Source organism: Colwellia piezophila ATCC BAA-637, assembly GCF_000378625.1.
Taxonomy (GTDB): Bacteria; Pseudomonadota; Gammaproteobacteria; order Enterobacterales; family Alteromonadaceae; genus Colwellia; species Colwellia piezophila.
Genome location: NZ_KB905168.1, coordinates 14,070 through 37,337, shown reverse-complemented (window position 1 = coordinate 37,337; position 23,268 = coordinate 14,070). Strand labels below are relative to the sequence as shown.

General features: G+C 39.5%; 22 protein-coding genes. 11 read left to right on the top strand and 11 right to left on the bottom strand.

Translation table 11 applies throughout. The features are described 5' to 3' along the window. Nucleotides 1–82: 82 nt before the first annotated feature. Both F580_RS0115365 and F580_RS0115360 read right to left on the bottom strand, forming a co-directional pair. Entirely contained in the window at nucleotides 83–514 is a 432-nt protein-coding gene (locus tag F580_RS0115365; RefSeq protein ID WP_019028633.1) for a GlcG/HbpS family heme-binding protein, read from the bottom strand. 123 nt (nucleotides 515–637) lie between these two features. Further along, the gene (locus tag F580_RS0115360; protein WP_040357480.1) at nucleotides 638–1,426 is read right to left on the bottom strand and encodes an IclR family transcriptional regulator; all 789 of its coding nucleotides are present in this window, start codon (nucleotides 1,424–1,426) and stop codon (nucleotides 638–640) included. A 495-nt stretch (nucleotides 1,427–1,921) separates the two neighbouring features. Between F580_RS0115360 and bhcB the strand changes: the two genes are divergently transcribed. From bhcB to F580_RS0115315, 9 genes are all read left to right on the top strand, one after another. Further along, entirely contained in the window at nucleotides 1,922–2,899 is a 978-nt protein-coding gene (gene bhcB, locus F580_RS0115355; RefSeq protein WP_019028631.1) for a beta-hydroxyaspartate dehydratase BhcB, read from the top strand. Between the two features lie 84 nt (nucleotides 2,900–2,983). Next, nucleotides 2,984–4,132, top strand: a complete 1,149-nt coding sequence (bhcC, locus tag F580_RS0115350; protein ID WP_019028630.1) for a 3-hydroxy-D-aspartate aldolase BhcC — start codon at nucleotides 2,984–2,986, stop codon at nucleotides 4,130–4,132. Between the two features lie 117 nt (nucleotides 4,133–4,249). Continuing rightward, nucleotides 4,250–5,257 carry an iminosuccinate reductase BhcD gene (gene bhcD, locus F580_RS0115345; RefSeq protein ID WP_019028629.1) on the top strand — a complete coding sequence of 336 codons (1,008 nt, stop codon included), beginning with the start codon at nucleotides 4,250–4,252 and terminating at the stop codon, nucleotides 5,255–5,257. Between the two features lie 253 nt (nucleotides 5,258–5,510). After that, a complete protein-coding gene (locus F580_RS0115340) occupies nucleotides 5,511–6,536 on the top strand; it encodes an alpha/beta hydrolase family protein (RefSeq protein ID WP_019028628.1) in 1,026 nt (341 codons plus the stop codon). 388 nt (nucleotides 6,537–6,924) lie between these two features. After that, entirely contained in the window at nucleotides 6,925–7,371 is a 447-nt protein-coding gene (locus F580_RS0115335; protein ID WP_019028627.1) for a GNAT family N-acetyltransferase, read from the top strand. A gap of 44 nt (nucleotides 7,372–7,415) precedes the next feature. Further along, nucleotides 7,416–7,592: a hypothetical protein gene (locus tag F580_RS26625; RefSeq protein ID WP_019028626.1), complete on the top strand. Its 177-nt coding sequence runs from the start codon at nucleotides 7,416–7,418 to the stop codon at nucleotides 7,590–7,592. A 114-nt stretch (nucleotides 7,593–7,706) separates the two neighbouring features. Beyond that, nucleotides 7,707–8,126, top strand: a complete 420-nt coding sequence (locus tag F580_RS0115325; protein WP_019028625.1) for a GNAT family N-acetyltransferase — start codon at nucleotides 7,707–7,709, stop codon at nucleotides 8,124–8,126. A 53-nt stretch (nucleotides 8,127–8,179) separates the two neighbouring features. Then, nucleotides 8,180–8,713, top strand: coding sequence for a type II secretion system protein (locus tag F580_RS27140; RefSeq protein WP_019028624.1), 534 nt, complete (start codon nucleotides 8,180–8,182; stop codon nucleotides 8,711–8,713). Between the two features lie 38 nt (nucleotides 8,714–8,751). Continuing rightward, nucleotides 8,752–9,105: a RidA family protein gene (locus F580_RS0115315; protein ID WP_019028623.1), complete on the top strand. Its 354-nt coding sequence runs from the start codon at nucleotides 8,752–8,754 to the stop codon at nucleotides 9,103–9,105. A gap of 53 nt (nucleotides 9,106–9,158) precedes the next feature. On the opposite strand, the gene F580_RS0115310 is transcribed toward F580_RS0115315, so the two are convergent. The 3 genes from F580_RS0115310 to F580_RS0115300 form a co-directional block, all read right to left on the bottom strand. After that, on the bottom strand, nucleotides 9,159–10,298 hold the full coding sequence (locus F580_RS0115310; protein WP_019028622.1) for a PepSY-associated TM helix domain-containing protein: 1,140 nt from the start codon (nucleotides 10,296–10,298) through the stop codon (nucleotides 9,159–9,161). Between the two features lie 603 nt (nucleotides 10,299–10,901). Then, on the bottom strand, nucleotides 10,902–12,149 hold the full coding sequence (locus tag F580_RS0115305) for a malic enzyme-like NAD(P)-binding protein (RefSeq protein WP_019028621.1): 1,248 nt from the start codon (nucleotides 12,147–12,149) through the stop codon (nucleotides 10,902–10,904). 663 nt (nucleotides 12,150–12,812) lie between these two features. Continuing rightward, a complete protein-coding gene (locus F580_RS0115300) occupies nucleotides 12,813–13,640 on the bottom strand; it encodes a hypothetical protein (RefSeq protein ID WP_019028620.1) in 828 nt (275 codons plus the stop codon). Between the two features lie 210 nt (nucleotides 13,641–13,850). Here F580_RS0115300 and F580_RS0115295 point away from each other — a divergent pair, with 210 nt between their 5' ends. Next, nucleotides 13,851–14,972, top strand: coding sequence for a pyridoxal-phosphate-dependent aminotransferase family protein (locus tag F580_RS0115295; RefSeq protein ID WP_019028619.1), 1,122 nt, complete (start codon nucleotides 13,851–13,853; stop codon nucleotides 14,970–14,972). Nucleotides 14,973–15,328: 356 nt separating this feature from the next. Beyond that, the gene (locus tag F580_RS0115285; protein ID WP_019028617.1) at nucleotides 15,329–15,802 is read left to right on the top strand and encodes a hotdog fold domain-containing protein; all 474 of its coding nucleotides are present in this window, start codon (nucleotides 15,329–15,331) and stop codon (nucleotides 15,800–15,802) included. 91 nt (nucleotides 15,803–15,893) lie between these two features. Here the strand turns inward: F580_RS0115285 and F580_RS0115280 are convergent, their stop codons facing one another. The 6 genes from F580_RS0115280 to uraH form a co-directional block, all read right to left on the bottom strand. Continuing rightward, on the bottom strand, nucleotides 15,894–16,520 hold the full coding sequence (locus tag F580_RS0115280; RefSeq protein WP_019028616.1) for a TetR/AcrR family transcriptional regulator: 627 nt from the start codon (nucleotides 16,518–16,520) through the stop codon (nucleotides 15,894–15,896). 248 nt (nucleotides 16,521–16,768) lie between these two features. Beyond that, the gene (locus tag F580_RS0115275) at nucleotides 16,769–18,958 is read right to left on the bottom strand and encodes a malate synthase G (protein ID WP_019028615.1); all 2,190 of its coding nucleotides are present in this window, start codon (nucleotides 18,956–18,958) and stop codon (nucleotides 16,769–16,771) included. Nucleotides 18,959–19,021: 63 nt separating this feature from the next. After that, on the bottom strand, nucleotides 19,022–20,212 hold the full coding sequence (locus F580_RS0115270; protein ID WP_019028614.1) for a urate hydroxylase PuuD: 1,191 nt from the start codon (nucleotides 20,210–20,212) through the stop codon (nucleotides 19,022–19,024). Between the two features lie 348 nt (nucleotides 20,213–20,560). Further along, a complete protein-coding gene (gene guaD, locus F580_RS0115265; RefSeq protein ID WP_019028613.1) occupies nucleotides 20,561–21,910 on the bottom strand; it encodes a guanine deaminase in 1,350 nt (449 codons plus the stop codon). 370 nt (nucleotides 21,911–22,280) lie between these two features. Beyond that, entirely contained in the window at nucleotides 22,281–22,790 is a 510-nt protein-coding gene (locus F580_RS0115260) for an ureidoglycolate lyase (RefSeq protein ID WP_019028612.1), read from the bottom strand. A gap of 124 nt (nucleotides 22,791–22,914) precedes the next feature. Beyond that, nucleotides 22,915–23,256: a hydroxyisourate hydrolase gene (gene uraH / locus F580_RS0115255; protein ID WP_019028611.1), complete on the bottom strand. Its 342-nt coding sequence runs from the start codon at nucleotides 23,254–23,256 to the stop codon at nucleotides 22,915–22,917. Nucleotides 23,257–23,268 lie beyond the last annotated feature (12 nt).

The window sequence follows — 23,268 nt, the reverse complement described above, 5'->3', positions numbered from 1 at the left end:
ACAAAAAACGTTAAAGCACAGTGACTTTAACGTTTTACCTGGATCTTAAGGTAATTCTTTACGGTAAGAAGTTTACCAAGTGTTATGCATAAGTTTTACTAAAACTATCTACCCCCGCTTGCGCACAGCCTAAATCTTGCTCTGGAGAGCCTGAACTAACGCCAATGCCACCGACAACCGTGCCATTGAACGTGATAGGCAAACCACCGCCAACAATACACATACGGCCACCTAATGCGGTATGAATACCAAATAAATTATTCTTATGGCCAGGAATACAGGCTTTATTAAATTCATGGGTGCCTTTACGTGCAGATGCTGCAGTAAATGCCTTATCTTGCGAGATGGTTATACTGTGTACTTTGCCACCGTCCATACGCTCAAAGGCAATTAAATTACCTGATTCATCTACCACAGCAATGCACATTGGCACGCCAAGATCTGTGGCTTTATTTACCGCACCGTCAATTATCGTTTTTGCTTCCGTTTGGTTTAGTCTATTTATGGTCAACATAGTTGCTACTCTTTTAATTTTAAAACTGGTTCAGCCTAATGGAGGTATTATATTGACGGTGAGTTACTATCTCGGCTGATGTAATCTACTTTAAGATTACACAATATCTTGTTATTTACTGTTTTAGCTCGCTTTTTTAACGGCAGGTTCGATTTTAACATAACCTAGTTCAATAGAAATGGACTTACCTGCTTTAACTAAGTCTTTGATCCACTCATCTCTACGTCGTTCAATAGGCGCTGACACAGATAATCCGGCGACAACTTCGCCATATCTATCATATAAAAGTACGCCAATACAACCTACGCCTATTTCGGCTTCTTCGTTGTCATAGGCAAAACCTTGTTCGACACAGCGCATACATTCACGCTCTAAACTTTCTATTTCTGAAAAAGTTTTACGGGTATAAGTTGGCAAGTTGGTGCGTCGTGCATAACCACTAATGCCCTCACTACCTTCCATACCTAACATCATTTTACCGACACCAGTTACATGTAGTGGCGCGCGGCTACCGATAATTTGTTGCACATGCATCATTCTATTGGGAATGGATTTTTCTACGTAAATAACGACATCACCTTCACGAGCGGTAAGGTTGATGGTTTCACCAAATTTATCACGAAGCTTTTCCATGTAAGGTAGCGCGACTTTACGAAAATCAACGTTTTGATATTGATAATTACTGAGTCTAATCAATCGACCGCTCAACTGATATTTTCCGGTGTTGTCTCGGTCAACAAAATGATTATCGATCAGCGAATGTAAAATACGAAAAGCAGTAGAGGGTGCTAAGTTTGTGTCAGCACTCAGCGCTTTTAACGTTACCGGCATGGTATAGCGTGATATCGCATCAAGTAACGTCGCCGCTCTATCGATTACTTGAATACGAGATTCTGGTTTTGGTTTGTTCATAATATTGCCGCTCAGTTTAATAATACCACTAACATCTCTTTTCTTGACTCTTGTGTCAACTTTTGATTTAAATATAGAACTAAAAATGACATAAACCATCATTAATTTTAGTTTGCTGATTTCACATTGTGAAATATTAATTTAAATAAGTTTTTAATCATTTTTAAGTATAGTTAATTCAATAGCTTATATGCTCCTGTTGTGTGTGATATCAGCTGTGTTTCATATTGTGAAATCTGTCTTGTTTGCCTGCTATGGCCGTTTTCCATAAGGTGAAATTGAAGCGCACACAACGAAATACTCTACCCATTAGAACTCGCATTGAGATTCATATTAAGAAATACCATCTCGTTAGCGCACTAAGCTAAAAGCCACGGGCATCTGCTTGGCAGAGAAAGGCCCGGTAAGCTGACGATAAAAAAGTGCGACTGATTATTGCGGTTAATGATACAACCAAAATCACGGTTAATAGCCAAGAATTATTAAGAGGAATATATGAGCAGTTCAACCAAACCGATTATGATCATTCCAAGCTACGAAGATGTACTCGTTGCCCATGAACGCATTCAGCCTTACATCCACAAAACACCAGTATTAACGTCAACACGTTTGAACAAGATGACCGGGGCTGAGTTATTTTTTAAGTGTGAAAACTTACAAAAAGCCGCCGCATTTAAAGTACGTGGTGCCTGTAATGCTGTTTTTGGTTTAACGGATGAAGAAGCAAAGATTGGTGTTGCCACGCATTCTTCAGGAAACCATGCTTTATCACTTTCATATGCAGCTGGACGACGTGGTATTCCCGTTACCGTGGTAATGCCGCGCACGGCACCACAAGCGAAGAAAGATGCGGTAATCGGCTACGGCGGAAAAATCGTAGAATGTGAACCTTCAACTTCTTCTCGTGAAGCGGTATTTGCAGACGTAGTTGCCGCATCAGGTGCTGACTTTGTTCATCCATACAACGATCCTCGTGTCATAGCCGGTCAAGCGACTTGCGCTAAAGAACTGCTTGAGCAAGTTAACAAGCTTGATGCAGTAATTGCCCCTATCGGTGGTGGCGGTATGATTTCAGGAACTTGCCTAACTATCTCAAATGTTGCGCCTGAAGTTAAAATTTACGCAGCTGAACCTCTAAATGCTGATGATGCAGCGCGCTCTTTTAGAGCAGGTCACATTATTGCTGATGATGCGCCAAACACAGTTGCCGACGGCCTTAAGGTGCCTTTGAAAGACCTCACTTGGCACTTTGTTAGCAAGCACGTAACCGATATTTTTACCTGTACGGAAGACGAGATCGTTGCTGCGATGAAACTTGTTTGGAAAACAATGAAAATTATAATCGAACCAAGCTCAGCGGTAGCCGTAGCTTGTATTTTGAATAACCCTGAAGTTTTCAAAGGCAAGCGTGTTGGCGTAATTATAACCGGTGGCAATGTCGATTTAGACAAACTGCCGTGGATGAATAAATAAGCTAAAAAAATATCTAAGTAATAAAAAATTCAAATTAAGACTAAAGCAGAAACTAAATAAATAATTAAAATTTTGGAGAAGAAAATGACAAAAGTAAACGATTTAGAAGTAGGTTATGACGTTCCAGCCGTTCCGGGTATGGATGAAGCTGATATTCAAACCCCTTGTTTAGTAGTCGATTTAGATGCGTTAGAGCGTAACATTGTTAAAATGGGTGGCTACGCTAAAGAAATGGGCGTTCGCCATCGTGTGCATGGCAAAATGCATAAATCGGTAGATATCGCACTTTTACAAGAGAAGCTTGGTGATAGCTGTGGCGTTTGTTGTCAAAAAGTTTCAGAAGCAGAAGTATTTGCTCGTGGCGGTATTAAAGACGTATTGGTTTCTAACCAAGTACGTGATCCAGCAAAAATTGACCGTTTAGCACGCCTACCTTTATTAGGTGCCCGGACTATCGTTTGTGTTGATGATATTGATAACGTTGCTGAATTAGCTGCGGCCGTTGCTAAACATGATACCCAAATTGAATGTCTAGTAGAGATTGATTGTGGTGCTGGTCGTTGTGGTGTTACTGAAGGTCAACCGGTTGTTGATATCGCTAAAGCGATTGCGGCAACGCCGGGCTTAACTTTCTCAGGTATTCAAGCTTACCAAGGTGCTATGCAGCACATGGAAAGCTACAAAGCACGTAAAGAGAAAATTGATATTGCTGTTGGCATGGTTGCTCGTACTGTTGACATGCTTAAAGCCGAAGGTCTTGAGTGTGACATTGTTGGTGGTGGCGGTACTGGTTCATACTACTTTGAAGGTAATTCGGGTGTTTTCAATGAATTACAGTGTGGTTCTTACGCGTTTATGGATGCTGATTACCAACGAATTCATGATGAAAAAGGTGAGAAGATCTCTGAATTCGAAAACGCACTTTTTATCTTAACGTCTGTGATGAGCCACACCAAAGCCGACAAAGCAATTTGTGATGCCGGTCTTAAAGCACAATCAGTAGATAGTGGTTTACCGTACATCTTTGGTCGTGACGATGTTGAATACATCAAGTGTTCTGATGAGCATGGTGTTATTGCTGATCCAAACGGTGTATTAAAAATTAATGAAAAACTAAAACTAGTACCAGGTCATTGTGATCCAACGTGTAACGTGCACGATTACTACGTTGGTGTGCGTAACGGCAAGGTTGAAACCTTATGGCCAGTTTCTGCACGCGGTAAAGCGTACTAATACCGGCCTAATGGCAATCTTTCATCCTCGGCATTCGTCGAGGATTCATACCAAACGAATTAATTAAGTGACCAATAAATTAGTCCGATTGGTATTTAACTTTCTAGGACATTAATTATGAGTAATTCACAACAAAACAACTTGCCTAAAAATAAGGGCGTATCTGTTGTTTCAGAAGAAGTATGCCAACAAGTTATGGGTAGAGAAAATGCCTTTAGCGCAGTAGAAAATGTGTTTTCTGCCATGGCTAAAAACACTGCTTACAATTTTCCGGTAATTCGTGAAGCCATTGGCCATGAAGATGCCCTCTATGGTTTTAAATCTGGTTTTGACCGTGACGGTATGGTGTTAGGTTTAAAATCAGGTGGTTACTGGCCGGGCAATATGGCTAAAGGACTAACTAACCATCAATCAACAGTGATTTTATTCGATCCAGATACGGGTAAATTAAAGTCGCTAGTTGGCGGAAACTACTTAACAGCTGTTCGTACCGCGGCTTCTTCTGCGGTCTCTATCGCGTACTTAGCCCGTAAAGATTCAAAAGTGTTAGGCATGATAGGTGCCGGTCATCAATCTAGCTTCCAATTACGCGCAGCTGTTGAGCAACGTGATTTTGAAAAGGTAGTTTGTTGGAACTTCCACCCAGAGCAAATTCCAAACCTTGCTGCTGTTGCTGAAGAATTAGGTTTACCATTTGAGTCAGTAACACGTGAAGAGCTTTGTGCTCAAGCAGATGTAATTATTACTATTACTTCTGCTTTTGAAGCGTTAATTGATAAAAATTGGATCAAGCCTGGTACTCACATTGCTTGTATGGGAACAGACACTAAAGGCAAACAAGAAGTTGATGCTAAATTACTGGCAGTGGCATCGGTCTTTACCGATGAATTAGCGCAATCAATCACCATAGGTGAAGCCCAGCACGCGATTGCGCAAAAACTAATCCAACAAAGTGATATTGTTCCTATTGGTGAAGTGATCAATGGCACTAAGCCGGGTCGTACTTCAGATGAACAAATCACTTTGTTTGATGGTACTGGTGTAGGTTTACAAGATTTAGCGGTAGCTTCTGTAGCGGCTGAATTAGCAGAAGAAAAAGGTTTAGCGACGTATTTCCAACTATAACATTGGCACTTTACCGCTAGGTTTCATCCAACCCCCTAGTTGACACTTGGTAGGCATAAGTCTCAATGGCTGTTTATTTATTTAAACAGCCATTTTTTATGGCTAAAATTTGAAGGATACAAGCTGGAATTATCGAATAAAAAAGTCTTAATAATTTGAAAGTAAAAATATTTAAGGGTATGTTTGTTGGCAAATAAGTTAAGTGCAACTACTTTTCTGCTAGTCGTTTGTTAATCACTGACAAGGAATTCATGTGAAAAATCCCCTTATAATTTTATCTTTAGTTATTGTTTTTATAACCATGACCCCCTTTGCTAGCCAAGCAACTGTTCTAATTAACAATGATGGCGTTACTGCGCAAAAAAATTGCTTTAGTCGGGTTTTCCAATACTACGATTCTTGGCGTGGCTTTATGGAGAGGAAATATAGAAATAAACATCTAGATGAAGAAAAGCTTTTACAAGCAATGACTCGATTTGATGAGAACTTTGGCGCAGAAAAATTTAATTCTTATAAAAGTAAGTTATCGTGTATCAATTTCAGCTACCTAGTTGATGGTAATACAGTAAAAGGCTTTATGATTAAGCCTAAATTAGCAAGCAATAAGCTACCGGTACTTATCTATAACCGCGGTGGTAATGGTAATTATGGTGGTGTGGTTTTTGGCGCTATGATGCATAACCTATTTCCTATTGCAAACGAAGGATTTGTCATCATAGGCAGTCAATATCGGGGCACCTTTATCGATGATTCACCGGTTCAAGATGAGTTTGGTGGTAAAGATGTAAATGATGTCACCGCATTGCTAAAAATCATTCCCCATATCCGTGGTGCTGATGCGGATAGGATTGGTATGTATGGTGCTAGCCGAGGTGGCATGCAAACATTTTTGGCATTGAAACAAGCTGAAAATATAAAAGCAGTCGCGACTATTGCCGGTAATTCTGATCTCTTAAAAGGTCTAACCTATAGGCCAAGTATGGAAAGAGTACATCGACATAGAATTCCAGATTACCAGCAAAATAAAGTAGCAGAATTACAAAAACGTTCAGTATTAAACTGGATCGAAAAACTTCCTCCAAACGTACCTATTTTATTGTTACATGGCACTAACGATAAGCGAGTATCAGTGAATCATTCTATTGATCTAGCTAGCGCATTAGCAAAGAATAACATCCCACATAAATTGGTGCTTTACCCAGAAGATAATCATGGCTTAAGGAATAACCGGGCAAAAGCCAATAAAGAGCTAGTTAACTGGTTTCACAAATATTTATAACTCAGTTAACTTAAATTTTTAGCAGATAAAATTTTAAATTTTGCTGAGCAGTTTTGTGAAAATAACACTAGATGTAATGCTTTTCAGGCGGATGTTCCGGCTCAATATTTACGTTATTCACAATGGTTAACTATTAATAATAAATGTATGAGGGATAGTCGTTATCTTATTGAAAATATTATATAAAAATTTCATACATAAATAGTTACCATGTTCTTCTTGCTAGCTAAGTTATCAAAGGTATAGTGAGATATTTCTGATAAAGACTATCGACAATATTAATGAAGCGGAGCACCTAGCTATCATAACCATTAGGGAAGCGAGTGTCAGCGATCTTGCCAACATTGCCGGCTTACATGCACAAAGCTGGCGTGAAATTTATCATCCCGTGCTTTCTGCCGATTACCTTAAGGATAAGGTTTTTTCTGACAGAGAAGCGTTGTGGACCGTACAGTTAACCCAGCCAAAGCAAAACCAATTAGTACTCGTTGCTGAGTTTGATGGTGTTTTTTGTGGTTTTATTTGTGCCTTCGGTGCGAATCATCCTACCTTTGGCACTATCATTGATAATCTTCATGTAAAGCTTGCTAACAAGGGGCAGGGCACAGGGTCTCGCTTATTAGCGGCTGCGGCATCTTGGGCTTTGGAGAACTATAGCGCTCATGATTTATATCTTGAGGTGTTAGCTTGTAATCCTAAGGCTATGGGATTTTATCAAGCGAAAGGGGCTAAAAATATCGCTACTCAATATTGGCATACCCCCTGTGATAACCAAGCAAAAGAGTATGTTTTTAGTTGGGGTTCAGCTGATAACCTACTTAGAGGTCTGGCTTAAACCGTGGACATGGCTTTAATTAAAAACCAAACTGAGACCACTTGATGAAAGAATCGATAGATGAAGTGAAAACTGAATTCAAAGCTAAGTTATACTATTGGCAGAACCTTAAAAGCAGGAAAGTAAAACTGGCCGTCATTATTTTAGGTGTCGGTATTATCGCGTTAAAAATATTTACTACGGTCTTAACCGTTGATTGGCTCAGCGAGTTATTTAGCTAAGATGAACAAGTTAATGGCAGTTACAACAGCGATGCAACAATGTTTTACTTTGAAAAAGCAGCAGTTTGATAGTCTTAAGGACAAGTAAAATAACCATAAGGAGTGGAGAATAGAGTGTTACCTGATAAATTTAGTCTTAAATTAACCAGCCCTACCGTTGAGGGCTTCTTACGATTGCGTAAAAAAGTTGGCTGGGGTGAACTTGACGCCAACCTCGCTGAAAAAAGTTTAACTAACAGTTTATTCCACGTATCCATTTGTTGTGAAGGACAGCTTATTGGTATGGGACGAGTGGTTGGCGATGGTGCTATGTATTTTTATATTCAAGATGTAGTGGTTGATCCTGACTATCAAAAGTTGGGCATTGGTACTGTGTTAATGGATACCATTGAAGGCTACTTATGTTATACCGCTCAAAAAGGTGCCACCATAGGACTATTAGCAGCGCAGGGTAATGAGAGCTTTTATCAGCGCTATGCTTATATTCAGAGGCCCAGTAATGCCTTAGGACACGGTATGTGTAAGTTTGTATAAAACTGTTGTAAAATGACCTCACGATTTTTTGAGCAGTATTAGGTCTTTCTTCAATGAAAAACTCAGGTTTTACCCTTATAGAATTAGTGGTGGTTATTACCATTCTTGGCCTCCTGGCTATTGTCGCAGCGCCTCGTTTTATCGATTTGTCTGGTGATGCTAAAGGATCAGTGATACAAAACATCTCCGGTAATTTAACAACGGCCATTAACTTTGCCTTACTCAAAGATCAAATAGCTGGCGGTACTGGCGAGCCTATTGATTACAACGGTAATACCATTACATTTATCGCTGGTAACCCCCAGCCTGATGCAACACAAATGCGTTATTTACTTGAAATGGACTTACCTGCAACAACATTCACATCCAATTGGTCAACCATTGCTTGTAAAAACTCAGAGTTTTGCCTAGTAGGTAATCGTCCATTTTCTGATAATAGCCTTCCGCCTATAGATGACTTCAACACCGGTACCGGCGTATTTATATGGCCAAAGGGTTATATCTTGGGTGATTGTTTTGCTTATTATCTCAATTTAGCAAAGGATGATATTGAACCGATTGTTGATTACGTCGATACTGGCTGTTAACCGCAAGCTAAAAAGTCAGTTAACAATAAGGTTGTTTTATGATTGAAAGAAAGCCAGGTATTTATGATGGTCGTAACAAATCATCGGCTTATAAAGACTTAGTCTGGACAGTAGCAACATCATCGAATACTTCGGTTGGCATTGAGCAGCAAACTTTATTCACTCTGGCAACCATTGAAAAAAACTTAGCTGAGTTAGGCTCAGATAAAAGCCGCATTGTTTCTGCACAGATCTATATCGCTAATATGACAGAAAAGCCGTTGATGGACGCAGTTTGGCAAAACTGGTTAGGCGATAATCCTCAACATTGGCCGCAACGTGCCTGCCTAGGGGTAAACCTTGAAGGTGAGGTTTTGATTGAAGTGACAGTCACTGCTGTGCGAGATATTTAACTTCACTGTGGCTATGCTAAGTAAAGCCTTATAAAGGCTCTACTTAACACTATTTAATTATCTAATATCGGTAAATCTGCCTTCACTTTCCGGCTATTTCTCCAGCGTCGCCATGAGAGCATCGCACCTGTGTATACCAGCAAACAGGCTAATAGCGAAGCTAAGCCGGCAATTGTTTGTCCAAACGGGCCTAATGCCTCACCCGTATGAAGAAACCTTATATAACTACGTAATTTACTGTAGGTAGATAATTTCTCAAACGTTTGTTCCTGCGCCACATCTCCAGTTATGGTATTTAACAGTACTTTAAGGCGCTTTTGCGGTTCACCGCCATTGCCGTTATCGACCTTATAAACTTTACTGTCGGTCGGGACACTTTCTAATGAGAATTGTATGTTTTGCCATTGTGGATATAACGTTTTAACTTTCGCTAACTGCTCCGCGATAGGCAACTGTAAGGCCGCTTGTTGATTAGAAACTTCTTGTGGCTTAGCAAGTGACACTGACTCAGTAGAGACCAATCCTTTCAAGGTATTACCTGGCCATTTAAAGGAAAAGAAAAATGCAGTAACCACCAATACAAACAGGATTGGCGCCATATAAATACTAAAGACGTTATGCCATTGAGAGTTTCTAGCGCTCATATTCGGGTAATTACCTGACAAAGTTAGCCTTTGCTTAAAGGCTCGTGAATTGAAGCGCTTCGGTAACCATAAATACAGCCCAGAAAGAATTAAAACAAGAAAGATAATATTGGCAATACCGTTAACCCAACGACCCGTTTCACTAAACTTTCCATCTAAAGTTAACCAACGATGAAAAGCGCGTAATTTACGGAAGAAGGTTTTTGTGGCTTGACCTGGTACTGCAAGCTCTGCACCCGTGTAAGGGTTAAGGTAAGCGACTTTCTTCCTACCATCTTTAACAATAAAAGGCGCATTCATTTGATTTTCTACCACTATTTCAGCGGTCTTTTTTGTCGGGTAGCTTTGGGCGATAGTCAAAATTTCTGACAGAGGTAAAACTTTTGCTGAGGCGGTTGGTGCTTCGGGATAATCACTACGTTCCGCGGATTTAATTATTTGGCGTTCATAGGTCAATGCTACGCCCGTGATAGACATTAAAAAAATGAAAATAGCGGCGCTACAGCCGATTATTAAATGCAGCCAAAAAAAGGTTTTTCTTATATTCATGTATTTGCCCTGAGCCAGTACTGAAAACAATGAGTATTTAATACCAAGTTGATTAAGTTCTTTCCCACTCAGCGAGAGTTAAAGGGTTTAGAGGCAAGGCATTGATTGAAGAGAATGGTTATTCAGGAGAATAAGCTCAGGATAATATGCTCCTGCATTATCTAATATGGTACTTCCTGTACCGTCTGCATTCTCTAAGAAGCTACATCCATGTAGCGTCCTTGTCAAAATCAATAACGCCGCATATTAACCCTTTCCTTTTATTAGATATTCGCCCTATGGGAGCTTACTCAATGACCACTAACATCGTTAAATTTATGTGGTTTAGAATGACTAGACCTAAACAAATTCGCCTTGTTATTGAACATTGAGTACAGCTCTGAGTTGGGAAGAAATTTAATCAAATTGGTATAAGTGATGTTTCGGGGATTGTAAATCATTTCTAGCCAATAAAATATAATTGGATGCGAATCATTCGTAATTAGATGTATCTTTGCGACATTGGGGCTAAATAATAAAAAAAGCCGCTATTCATAGCGGCTTTTACTGTTAATAAATTTTAGTCATGACAGTTACTAAAATTTAGTGTGAAAACAAATGAATTTAAAAATCATTCATATAGTTCTCTGGTAGTGGCAAAGCTGCGACGCCTGAATCTACTGCGGCTTTCGCCACAGCAAGAGCAACATTTTTACATAAGCGAGGGTCCATTGGCCGAGGAATAATGTAGCCTTTACCAAATGATAATGCTTTTTCGCCACTGGCTTTTAACACGCTCATCGGTACATCTTGCTTAGCTAATTCTCTAATGGCATGTACTGCCGCAACTTTCATTTCGTTGTTAATTGTACGAGCACGAACATCTAAAGCACCACGGAAAATAAACGGGAAACATAACACATTGTTTACTTGGTTAGGGTAATCAGAACGACCTGTTGCCATGATTAGGTCATCTCGTGTTGCATGCGCTAATTCAGGCTTTATTTCAGGATCTGGGTTAGAACAAGCAAAGACTACTGGGTTAGCTGCCATTTTCTTTAACTGCTCAGCCTTCAATAAGTTAGGACCAGATAAACCAAGGAATACATCAGCGCCTTCAATAACTTCGTCTAATGTTCTCTTGTCAGTATTGTTAGCGAAACGTATTTTGTATTCAGACAAATCATCACGGCGGGTATGAATGACACCTTTAGTATCAAGCATGTAAATTTTTTCACGCATCGCGCCACACTGAATAAGTAATTCCATACAGGCGATAGCAGCAGCACCGGCGCCTAAACAAACGATATTAACTTGTTCAATTTTCTTATTTTGAACTTCTAAGGCATTGATCATAGCGGCAGTAGTTACGATAGCCGTACCGTGTTGGTCATCATGAAATACCGGGATCTTACAGCGCTCTTTTAGCGCTTTTTCAATAATAAAACACTCTGGTGCTTTAATATCTTCTAAGTTGATACCACCAAAGCTATCGGCAATACAGGCAACCGTATTGATAAATTCTTCGGTAGTTTTATGGGTTACTTCAATATCAAAGGAGTTAATATCAGCAAAACGTTTAAACAATAATGCTTTACCTTCCATTACTGGCTTTGATGCCATTGGCCCTAGATTACCTAGGCCAAGTACCGCGGTACCATTTGAGATAACGGCAACGGTATTGCCCTTACCGGTATATTTGTAAACATCGTCAGGGTTTTTGGCAATTTCTCGACAAGGCTCAGCAACACCGGGACTATAGGCTAGTGATAAATCGCTGCTTGTTTCAGCAGCTGTTGTCAGCGCTACGGCAATTTTACCTGGGGTTGGCAAGGCATGATAATCTAGCGCTGCTTGTTTAAAATCAGACATGGGTCGACCTACTTTTATAGTTATAAGGTTAAAATAGTTGTAATTCCATTCCGCATAAAGAAGCGATCACTTTCTTATACGGATTGATATAATAAAGGCGGCACTCAACATGCTGGTTGGGGTAGCATGCCAAAAACCTAAAAGTTATGCCGGGTTCTGCAAAGCTGATCATTTCTAGTAAAGAAAAGTAGCTCACTTCATTGTTTAATCGGCGGTAAGAAAATTTCTGCGAGGTCTTCACTTGACAATTTTCGGATAAATAAAAAAACATCAACCCGCTAACAGTGTCAATAAATCACTGTCGGGTGACAAGATATCGGTAAAATAACGATGACCAGTAGATAAAACGCAAACTCCATTGTCGTCAGTCATTACCGGCAACAGGTGCGATAAGCTAATGCTGTGACGCCTTGCTCTGTACTCTAGCAGTTAAACGTCCAAGATAAGGTGAGACATTTGGTAAAACCAGAAAGAATGCCTTGAGCGACCTCTGAGGTAGCAGAGCCAAAAATCAGTGCTTATTTCAAAAAAACTACCCATATCAATTAACACCCTTGGGTAGCTATCTCTTGGTAATGGCTTTATTACTACTTACTTATTAAATAAAAATAGCGATAAAGCGCCTTAATTTCACCATGCTAGTCGGCGGTTAGCCCACAATAATTAGAAACGCCAAACAGCTAAGAATTGAACTGTGTTGTCATCAACACCTTTCATACCTAATTTGTTTTTCCAGTATTGGTACTCAATACCAGCAAATAAACGGTTAGATGGTGTACCAATTAACTCACCTACATCTAAACGAACTTGTGGTTGGAATAGTATCCATGATTCAAGTTCATCTGTACCAAAGTTATTTCGTTGTGTACGACCATCAATGTACTCTAAGTGACCTTCAAAGCTCCAGCTTGTTGAACCTAATTTAAATGGCATTGCCCAAGCTAAATCAACCATGAAACTAGTATCTTCATCAATAATTTTAAATGGAGAGTTAAAATCTTGATAATAAGATTCATCTGCGCCGCTTAAATGCATAAACGCACTAACGTTAAGAGTGGCAAAAGCAAAGCCTGGTAAATCTAAAGCGAAAGTTACACCTGGTAATACCCAAGAACTATCTACTTCTGGTGCGTAGTTAAAGCCGGCAACTAAACCAACATCTTTAACACCCCAAAAGCTAACATCTGCTCCCGTCATCGCACTTAAGCTAAAATTAGAATACCACTCGCCGTAGAATTCAGCTGAATCAGCTACGCCGTTTTTACCAGAATATTGTGAATGGTCAACGAAAAAGAAGTTATCGCCGTATTCCCAGCCACCCGCATGTTGGAAGGTTGTGATTGTTCCAGTTGATTGTTGTCCGAACCCATGCTCAAATTCACCACCCGCTTGTAGTTGAACTTCGGTATTACTCCAAATTTCTGCTGATGCCATCGGTGCGCTTAAGGCTGCGGTTAATGCTAGTGCTGTAAGTGATGCTCTAATATTCATAGTGTTTCTCTTAATGTAATTTATTTTTAATAGTTATATTATTTTTTAATAGTTATATTAATTTTGTTTTAATTTTTCAAGATGTCTTTATTTCACTATTTCTCGACAACTTGACACATGTGTCAGGTTGTTATTAACTACGATACATCAGGTTGTTTTATAAACACAACAAAAAATTAAAATTAAAACTAAAATAGAGGGTACGCAATTATGACGTTTAAATCATTTAATCCACCAGAAAGAATTTTAATGGGTCCAGGGCCATCAGACGTAAGTGCACGAGTACTTTCGGCACTGGCTAGGCCAACGATTGGTCACTTAGACCCATTATTTATCAATATGATGGACGAAGTAAAAACCTTACTGCAATACGCTTTTCAAACCAAGAATGAATTCACCATTGCCTTATCAGCACCGGGTTCAGCGGGAATGGAGGCATGTTTTGTAAACTTAGTCGAAGCGGGCGATAAAGTCATTGTTTGTCGCAATGGTGTATTTGGTGACCGTATGATTGAAAACGTTATCAGACTTGGCGCAGAGGCCGTGATTGTTGACTCTCCGTGGGGTCGAGCTGTTGAAACACATAAGGTAGAGGCGGCATTACATGACCACCCAGATGCTAAGTTTCTAGCCTTTGTTCATGCTGAAACCTCAACGGGTGCGGTATCAGACGCTAAAGCCCTATGTAAAATGGCTCAAGAGCACGACTGTTTAACGATTGTTGATGCGGTGACGTCATTAGGTGGTATTGAACTTAAAGTGGACGAATGGGGCATAGATGCTATCTATTCAGGTACGCAGAAATGTATGTCTTGTGTGCCGGGCATCTCACCTATTTCCTTTAGCCCTAAGGCAGTAGCAGTAGTACAAAACCGTAAAACTAAAATTCAAAGCTGGTTTTTAGATCAAACTTTAGTCATGGGTTATTGGTCTGGTAAGGGGAAACGTAGTTACCACCATACTGCGCCAGTAAACTCCTTATATGCACTACATGAAGCCTTGATAATGTTACATGATGAGGGACTAGAGAACAGTTGGGCGCGTCATAGAGCACAGCACGAAGTGTTAGCTAAAGGACTGAAAGAATTAGGTATTGAGTTTATCGTACCCGAAGAAGAACGCTTACCGCAGTTAAACGCTATCTACATTCCTGATGGCGCTGATGATGCTAAGGTAAGAAGCTACTTACTAGAGCATTATAACCTTGAAATCGGTGCTGGTTTAGGTGCTTTTGCAGGTAAAGCATGGCGTATTGGTCTTATGGGACATACCGCTAAAAGTGAAAATGTAGCACTATGTTTGACCGCTTTAAAAGATGCCTTGAATCAATAAATGCGCAATAAAGCTCAGTAAAAGTTTTATTAATTAAAAAAAGACCACCATTTGGTGGTCTTTTTTTTCACATAGTGAAATACAAACAACTTTTTTATGCCGTATATTGGTTGGTATATTCCACAGTATGAAATCAAAGAGGGGCTTTTGAGTCGAGTCGAACGAATTTTTTATATGATAAATTAACATTTAGCTGCTACTTCGCCATGTTGAAACGCTAATTGACTTCGAATGCGGCTTTAAATGAGCATTCAGTAATGATATTCATCGCGGTAATAATAAAAATAGTGGCCAATTGTTTGTGGAGAATTGCAGCTAATGATAAGTTAGCCATTAAATATTCCCCTTAAAATCCTATGATGACTCAGATTAATAAAACCTTATCGACATATAATAAACTCGAGAAATACCCCTTTGGTAAGAAGATATTCTCCATTATTGTCAGTCGCGTCGCGCCTTATTTTGCCACTATTAGCCCTAAAATCTCGGAATTAGTGCCTAACCAGTGCACTTGTCTTATCAAAAAAAAGAAAAAGGTTTTTAACCATATAAAAACAGTTCATGTGATAGCCATTTGTAATGGTTTAGAAATGGCTATGGGGGTAATGGCAGAAGCTTCAATTCCCAAACATCTGCGTTGGATCCCAAAAGGCATGACGGTAGATTACACCGCCAAAGCAGGTAGCGATATTCGTTGTGTAGCAAAGGTAAACCAAGAAGACTGGCAGCCTGGAGATATGCTCGTTAACATCACCGCTTATGATGACAACGATATTGTCGTGGTGAAGGGGCATATTAAACTTTGGATATCTGAAAAGCCAACAGTATGATCATTATGCTAATTAACAAGCCGCATAAGCGTCAGCGGCTTGTCTCCTCAACAGGCATAGATAAATTTCCATGCCCATCTCTGTTAATAAGCTAAGGTAAGCCGCAGCCTTTTAAGATAATAGTGGTCAGTGAATCGATAACATTATCAAAATCATCATCGTTCATCGCTTCTTTGCCAAAGCCAGCCAATACTTGTACATTAAAATCAGCATAATGCTGGGTTGAGCTCCAAATAAGAAATAACAAATGATATGGGTTGATGGCGTCTATTTGGCCTCGTTCAATCCAAGTCTCTATCACAGCAATTTTTTCATCTAACCATTGTTTGAATTCTGTATGTAAATAATCTTTAAGAATAGGTGCTCCATGAATAACTTCACTGGCAAAGATTTTTGAGCCATCAGGATCATGTTTAGCATGCATGACTTTTTCATGAATATAGGCAGTAAGAATCGTTTTAGGGTCATCATCAACACTTAAGGTATCAAAGCTAGTATTCCAGCTGACAATAATCTCAGTAAGTAATTGCTGATAAAGGTCAGTTTTATCATTGAAATAATAATGAATGTTTGCTCTGGGAATATTGGCTCGTTCGGCAATGCGTTTAATAGATGCGCCTTTAAAACCGTGAGTGACAAACTCTATTTTTGCCGCTATTAAAATAAGTGCAACATTCTTTTGGCGAACTTGTCCGACAGCTTCTTTTTTTACCGACACAAATACCTCATAACTTCATTTATAGTGGAGGAAATAACTTTATAACAAGTTGCAATCGACAGCTATAGCTTTCTGGCAAATGGAATGATTAATTTCTATAAATTGCTCTAGATCATGGTTGGGCATCGCAGTAGTAGAGAGTATGCAGTAAATGTTAGTAAAAGTTAGCAAACAAAAAAGCAAGATGACTTAGTGGTTAGTCATCATGCTTATCATTGGGGGGATGTGTTGAGATCGGGTGATTAAAGTTAATGCGCTGCTTTTACTTGCCGACGTCTTTGGTGTAATAACGGCTCGGTATAACCGCTGGGTTGCTTTTTACCTTGGAAGATTAAATCTGTCGCGGCTTTAAAGGCAATGCAGTGGTCAAAGTTGGTTGCCATAGGGCTGTAACCAGAATCGCCAGCATTTTGCTTATCAACAATAACTGCCATGCGTTTTAGTGATTCATTTACTTGTGATTCAGTAATTATGCCATGGTGCAGCCAGTTACATACATGTTGACTAGAAATTCTTAAGGTAGCTCTATCTTCCATACGAGCAATATTATCAATATCAGGTACTTTAGAACAGCCAACACCTTGGTTTACCCAGCGACCAACATAGCCTAAAAGGCCCTGAATATTATTGTCTAATTCTTTTTGAATCTCTTCAGCTGATAATTGCTCACGATTTTTTAGTAAAGGAATCGTTAACAAGTCAGTTAAGTCATCGATGTTGCCAGGCTTGGCAAATTCAGCTTGCATAGCAAATTGTATTTCTTGAACATTGACCTTGTGATAATGCATTACATGTAAAGTTGCCGCAGTAGGTGAGGGCACCCATGCACAGTTAGCACCTGATTGTGGGTGTGCGATTTTACTCTGCATCATATTCGCCATTTCATCAGGAATAGCCCACATGCCTTTACCAATTTGCGCCTTACCTTGCAAACCGGCTTTTAAGCCAATGCGAACATTTCTGTTTTCGTAAGCATCAATCCAAGGCTCATGTTTCATCAATTCTTTTTGCGTTACCGGACCCGCTAACATACTGGTATGTATTTCATCGCCAGTACGATCTAAAAAGCCCGTATTGATGAAAGCAAGACGGGTTTGGGCGGCGCGGATACACTCTTTTAAGTTAGCAGAGGTACGACGCTCTTCATCCATAATACCCATTTTAATGGTGTTTTCTTCTAAACCTAATACACGTTCGATCGCGCTGAATAAATCGTGACTAAAGACTACTTCTTCAGGGCCATGCATTTTAGGTTTTACAATATAAATGCTGCCTTTTTTAGAGTTGGTAAATTTAGAGTTACCTTGGAGGTCGTGCAGAGATATTAAGCTGGTAATTAAACCGTCAATAATACCTTCTGGAACATTCTCATCGTTTTCGTTAACAATCGCGTCAGTAGTCATTAAATGGCCGACGTTACGGATAAATTGTAAACTTCTGCCTGAAAGAGTAAACGCTTCTTTAGTCGGAGATAAATAGCTACGATCGCCATTCAATGTACGGGTAATGTTTTTACCACCTTTTTGAATGCTTGCTGTAAGGTCACCTTTCATCAAACCTAACCAGTTGCGATATACCAAGGTTTTGTCCATCGCATCAACAGCGGCAATGGAGTCTTCACAATCTTGAATAGTACTTAACGCAGACTCTAACACCACATCTTTAACAGAAGCAGCATCAGTTTTGCCAACGATATGGTCTTTATCTATCTGAATTTCAATATGTAAACCGTTATGGCGACATAATAATGCCGTCGGATATAAAGTGGAACCTGTGTAGCCAACAAATTGTGTAGCATCTTTTAATTGAACTTTTTCACCTGATAAAAGGGTGACAGTAAAGGTCTTATTATCAATGTGGTAACGAACCGCATTGATATGACTACCGCTGCTTAATGGCAGAGATTCATCAAGGAATCTACGGGCGTAAGATTGAACTCTACGGCCACGAGCAGGATTATATTCTTTAGTTGCTTTAGCACCGTTATCGTCGCCGATAACATCAGTGCCATATAAAGCATCATACAAACTTCCCCAGCGAGCATTGGCTGCATTAAGAGAAAATCTAGCATTCATCAAGGGTACAACGAGTTGAGGACCCGCAATGCGGGCAACCTCATCGTCTACATTCTTGGTTGAGATAGTGAAATCCGCTTGTTCTTCTACCAGATAACCTATCTCTTTTAAAAACAACTCATAGCTAGGTTGATTAAAAGGTTGGTTGGCAGGATCCGTATGCCATGTATCAATTTGCGCTTGTAAACTCGCGCGCTTTGTCAATAACTGTTGATTACGCGGGGTAAACTCAGTTAAAACCTCGGCAACAGAATCCCAAAAGTGATCGGCAGTAATACTAATACCCGGTAACACTTCATTATTTACTAAATTAAATAAACAGCCTGCAACTTTATAACCGTGCTTGATTGTTTTTTGCTTCATTTCTTATCCTTTTTCTTTGTCTTTCATTTGGCTCAATACCAATTCAAATAATGTGTTTTAAACTTATTTGATTTGCTTTAACCAAAGTGACAGCGTTAGGCGCTCTTGGTCAGTCATTTTAGTTTTATTCATAAAGGGCATATCTTTTGAGTTAATAACCCGTGCTTCAATTCTTGGCGCCCATTGTTTGATAGAGGCGATATCAGTGAAAATAACACCACCTTGAGGGCTGGTGAAAACATCATCCGTTGGTGTTTCTGAATGACAGGCCGTACAACGGTTTGCAATAATTTGTTGAACTTGTGTGTGGCTAACAACTTGTTGTTTTTGCTCGGCAGTAAGCTCAATGTTTTTTGGCGCAATCAGATAAGCAAGAATTACGGTAGCAATAACAGATCCGACTAAAACCATAGGTTTATGTTTGCCGAAGTGACGTAACACGAAGTATTGACGAACAGCTGCAGTGATAACTATGATTACCATCAATACTAACCAGTTGGCACTGTGGTTATAAGTGATGGGGTAATGATTAGAAATCATAATAAATAACACCGGCAAAGTGATGTAAGTATTATGAGTAGAACGTAACTTAGCATTTAAACCATATTTAGAATCAGGCGTTTCTCCATCTTCAACCGCTTTTACTAAGGCGCGTTGCGATGGCATGATACCGAAGAATACGTTACCAGCCATGATAGTACCCATGATTGCGCCCATATGCATATAAGCACCACGAGCACTAAATACTTGTGTTAAACCGTAAGATAAAGCCGTAGCAATAATGAATAAAATAAGCGCTAACACTAAACCGTGATCTTTAAGTTTTGTTCTAACTAATAACTCATAACTACCAACACCGATAACAATAGAGCCTATACCTAGGGCAATTGCTTGCCATTGTGTTAACTCTTGTACACGTGGGTCAATTAAGTATGATTCAGCACCAACATAAAACATTAGTGATAATAATAAGAAGCCTGTGATCCAGGTGGTGTAAGCTTCCCACTTAAACCAATGTAAAGTTGTTGGGATTTTTGGTGGTGCTAGTTTGTATTTAGCTACTTCGTAAAAACCACCACCATGGATAGCCCAAAGATCACCGGAAATGCCTTTCTCTGCTTTCCATTCAGGTGGTTTTTCCAGATGGTTATCTAACCAGACAAAATAGAATGAGGCACCGATCCAAGCGATACCAACGACTAAATGTGCGAAGCGAATGATTAAATTTAACCACTCAGTAATATACGGGTCCATAGTCTTTCCTTTAGTACGTCTACTGGTAGTAGACGTTTTATAATTTTATGTTTTTATGACTAGTTAATTAAATTGTTGAATAATCTCTCTTTTGAAAAATTAGTTTCTTAAGTGATGTTGCCTTAGACCCAGCTAGGCAACTTTCTGTTATATGTAGTACTGGTATTTTTATTAGCTTCTTAATCTTTAGTAAGTGAAGCGTTTTATAATTTTAAAATTAATATACCATTAGTGAATTAGTTGATGACTGAAGTATGTGAGTACAAAGAAGAAGCACGGAATTTATAACTATAAATGAGTACTTCTGATGCCGTATTCGCAGGTTTCAGGTATTAAATAATTTATTAATTAAACTTTCTCACCCATTATATGGGTAGCTTTAACATGTCGGTCATCGCCTAACATACTCAAAACGAATAGCTTTTCAGTTAATGTTTTACAACGTTTTATACGTATATCCATTAAAGGTGTAGCTTGATAATCAAGCACAATAAAGTCAGCTTCAGCACCTTGAACGAAGTTACCTATGGTTCCTTCTAAATCTAAGGCAACCGCGCCACCTAAGGTTGCTAAATATAAAGATTTGAATGGGCTAAATTTATCACCACGTAATTGCTGCGTTTTATAACCTTCGTTTAATGTCGTTAACATTGAGAAGCTACTGCCAGCGCCGATATCTGTACCTAAACCGACATTGACATCAAACTTTTCAGCTTGTTTTAAGTTAAACAAACCACTGCCTAAAAATAGGTTTGAAGTAGGGCAAAAAGCGATAGCTGAGTTTGTTTCACCTAAGCGCTGACATTCGTGGTCATGCAAATGTACACCGTGCGCGAAAATACTACGACGGCCTAATAAACTGCTTTTGTCATATACATCTAGGTAACCGTCACTGTCGGGGAATAAGTCACTCACCCAAGCTATTTCATCTTTGTTTTCAGATAAATGGGTGTGTAGATAAACACCTGGATATTCTTTTAATAAGTCACCAGCCATATTTAACTGCTCAGTTGAACAGGTTGGCGCGAAACGTGGCGTTACGGCGTAAAGTAAACGGTCGGTTTTATGCCACTTTTCAATTAATGCTTTGCTGTCGGTATAGCCAGATTCTGTTGTGTCTTGCAGGTCGTCGGGGCAGTTTTGGTTCATCAAAACTTTACCGCAAATCATACGTAATTTTTTCTGTTGCGCGATAGTGAAAAAAGCATCAACAGATTCTTTATGGACAGTACCAAACACTAAAGCCGTGGTAGTACCGGCGTCTAATAATTGGCTTAAGAAAAATTCAGCGACACGTTTACCGTGTTCTATATCAGCAAATTGTTTTTCTTCAGGGAAGGTATAATTTTCTAACCACTCGAGTAACTGTTCGCCGTATGACGCGACCATTTCAGATTGTGCATAATGCACATGGGTATCGATGAACCCAGGCATGATTAGACCATTTTCATATTGGGTAATAACAACGTCACTTGGTAAGGTTACTAATAAATCTTTAGCGTGACCGACAACTTCAACTAAGCCATTGTTGATAACTAAAAGCCCATCTTCAAAGTACTGGTAACTATCTTCCTCAGTGACTTTGGCAGGATCTGCTAAAAAGTGTAGTACTTCGCCACGGTATGCTTTGCGGCCGGTGTTTGTTGGTTGACTTATTACTTCACTTGTAGAAGAAGTGTTTGCAGTGTTGTTCGACATATTATTTAACCTTTTACTTATTTGTGATGCTATGTATTCATACCCAAGCCACTTGAATATGCGTGTTTCAGGACGCTTGAGCAATTCATGATCAAGGCGCCTCATTTTATTAAGGGTTATTCCCTTAAAAAAGGAGGTAACGATGAACATGGTTTGCTCCGACGTCCCCGCAGGGCTGGTTTAGAAACGCTTTATGCTACGTTATCGATTTCGACAATAGAAGAACTATTCTCTTCAATCAATGCCTTGCTTAAAGGTATTTCTAATTCCAGCTGAAACCTGCATCTTCAGGTCGCTTGGGTATATACTAGCCGCACTAAATTAATTTATTTTTTATCATCCGATTCATCAATTTGAATCAAATTATTGATTATTCTGCTAGCGTGATAACGATTGAACCGTCGAGTTTTTCTACATCGCAGTTATCACCTTCTCCGCCGCGATCGACTACCAGAAAGTCACTGACTTCATTGAGTGCTAAACAGAAGTGGTGCCAAGTACCTTTATGGTAGTTTACCCCTTGCTCAGCGCTGGCTAAAAACACTTTAATGGCTGAGCTATCTAGTTCCCCTTTTGGCGCAACCACAACCACATAAGGTTGCTTGCCCAGAGGGATAAATGCTTGGCTGCCTAAAGGATGGCGTTCCATCATTTCGATAGGTAAAGGAAAAGCCAGCGGGGAGGAACGAAAAATATTAATCAAGGTTTTACCCTCTTGTTCAGTTACATCAACGTCAGCAAGATTATGATAACGCATGGTGTGGCCATCATTAATGGCGAAATGTTCAGCACTTTCGGACACTGAAATAACATCCCCATAAGCTGAGAAATTCTCTGCCGTTAGCTCTTGGGGTACAACATTAATGATTTTACTGGTCATCTTAATCTCTCTGTTAATAGTCATGCTTAACGGTTAATATTTTTCTACTGGCTGAAACTGTTGCTATCTACTAGTTAAGTGCTACTAAGCTATTACTAAAAAGCAGGTTATTGATACTGAGCGATTAGCTACCACGGTAAGTAGAGTAGCCATAGGCTGTTAGCAATAATGGAATATGGTAATGAGTGCCGCTGGCGTCAATTTCAAAAACGATATCAACGTATGGGTAAAACCCTGTTTCTTTGTTCGCTTCAAAATACACCGCGGTAGCAAAATGCATGCGGTAAATGCCCGCAGGTAATTTATCATCATCAGCTAATAAACCCGGTAAACGACCGTCAGTATTAGTAACTCCGCCGTTTATCTCTTTCCAGCCTTCGCCGTCTTGAGCAAACAAGGTAATTGGAACATTTTGCGCAGGTAAACCACGGGTTGTATCTAATATGTGAGTAGTAATTTGACTCATATTCTTTCCTTA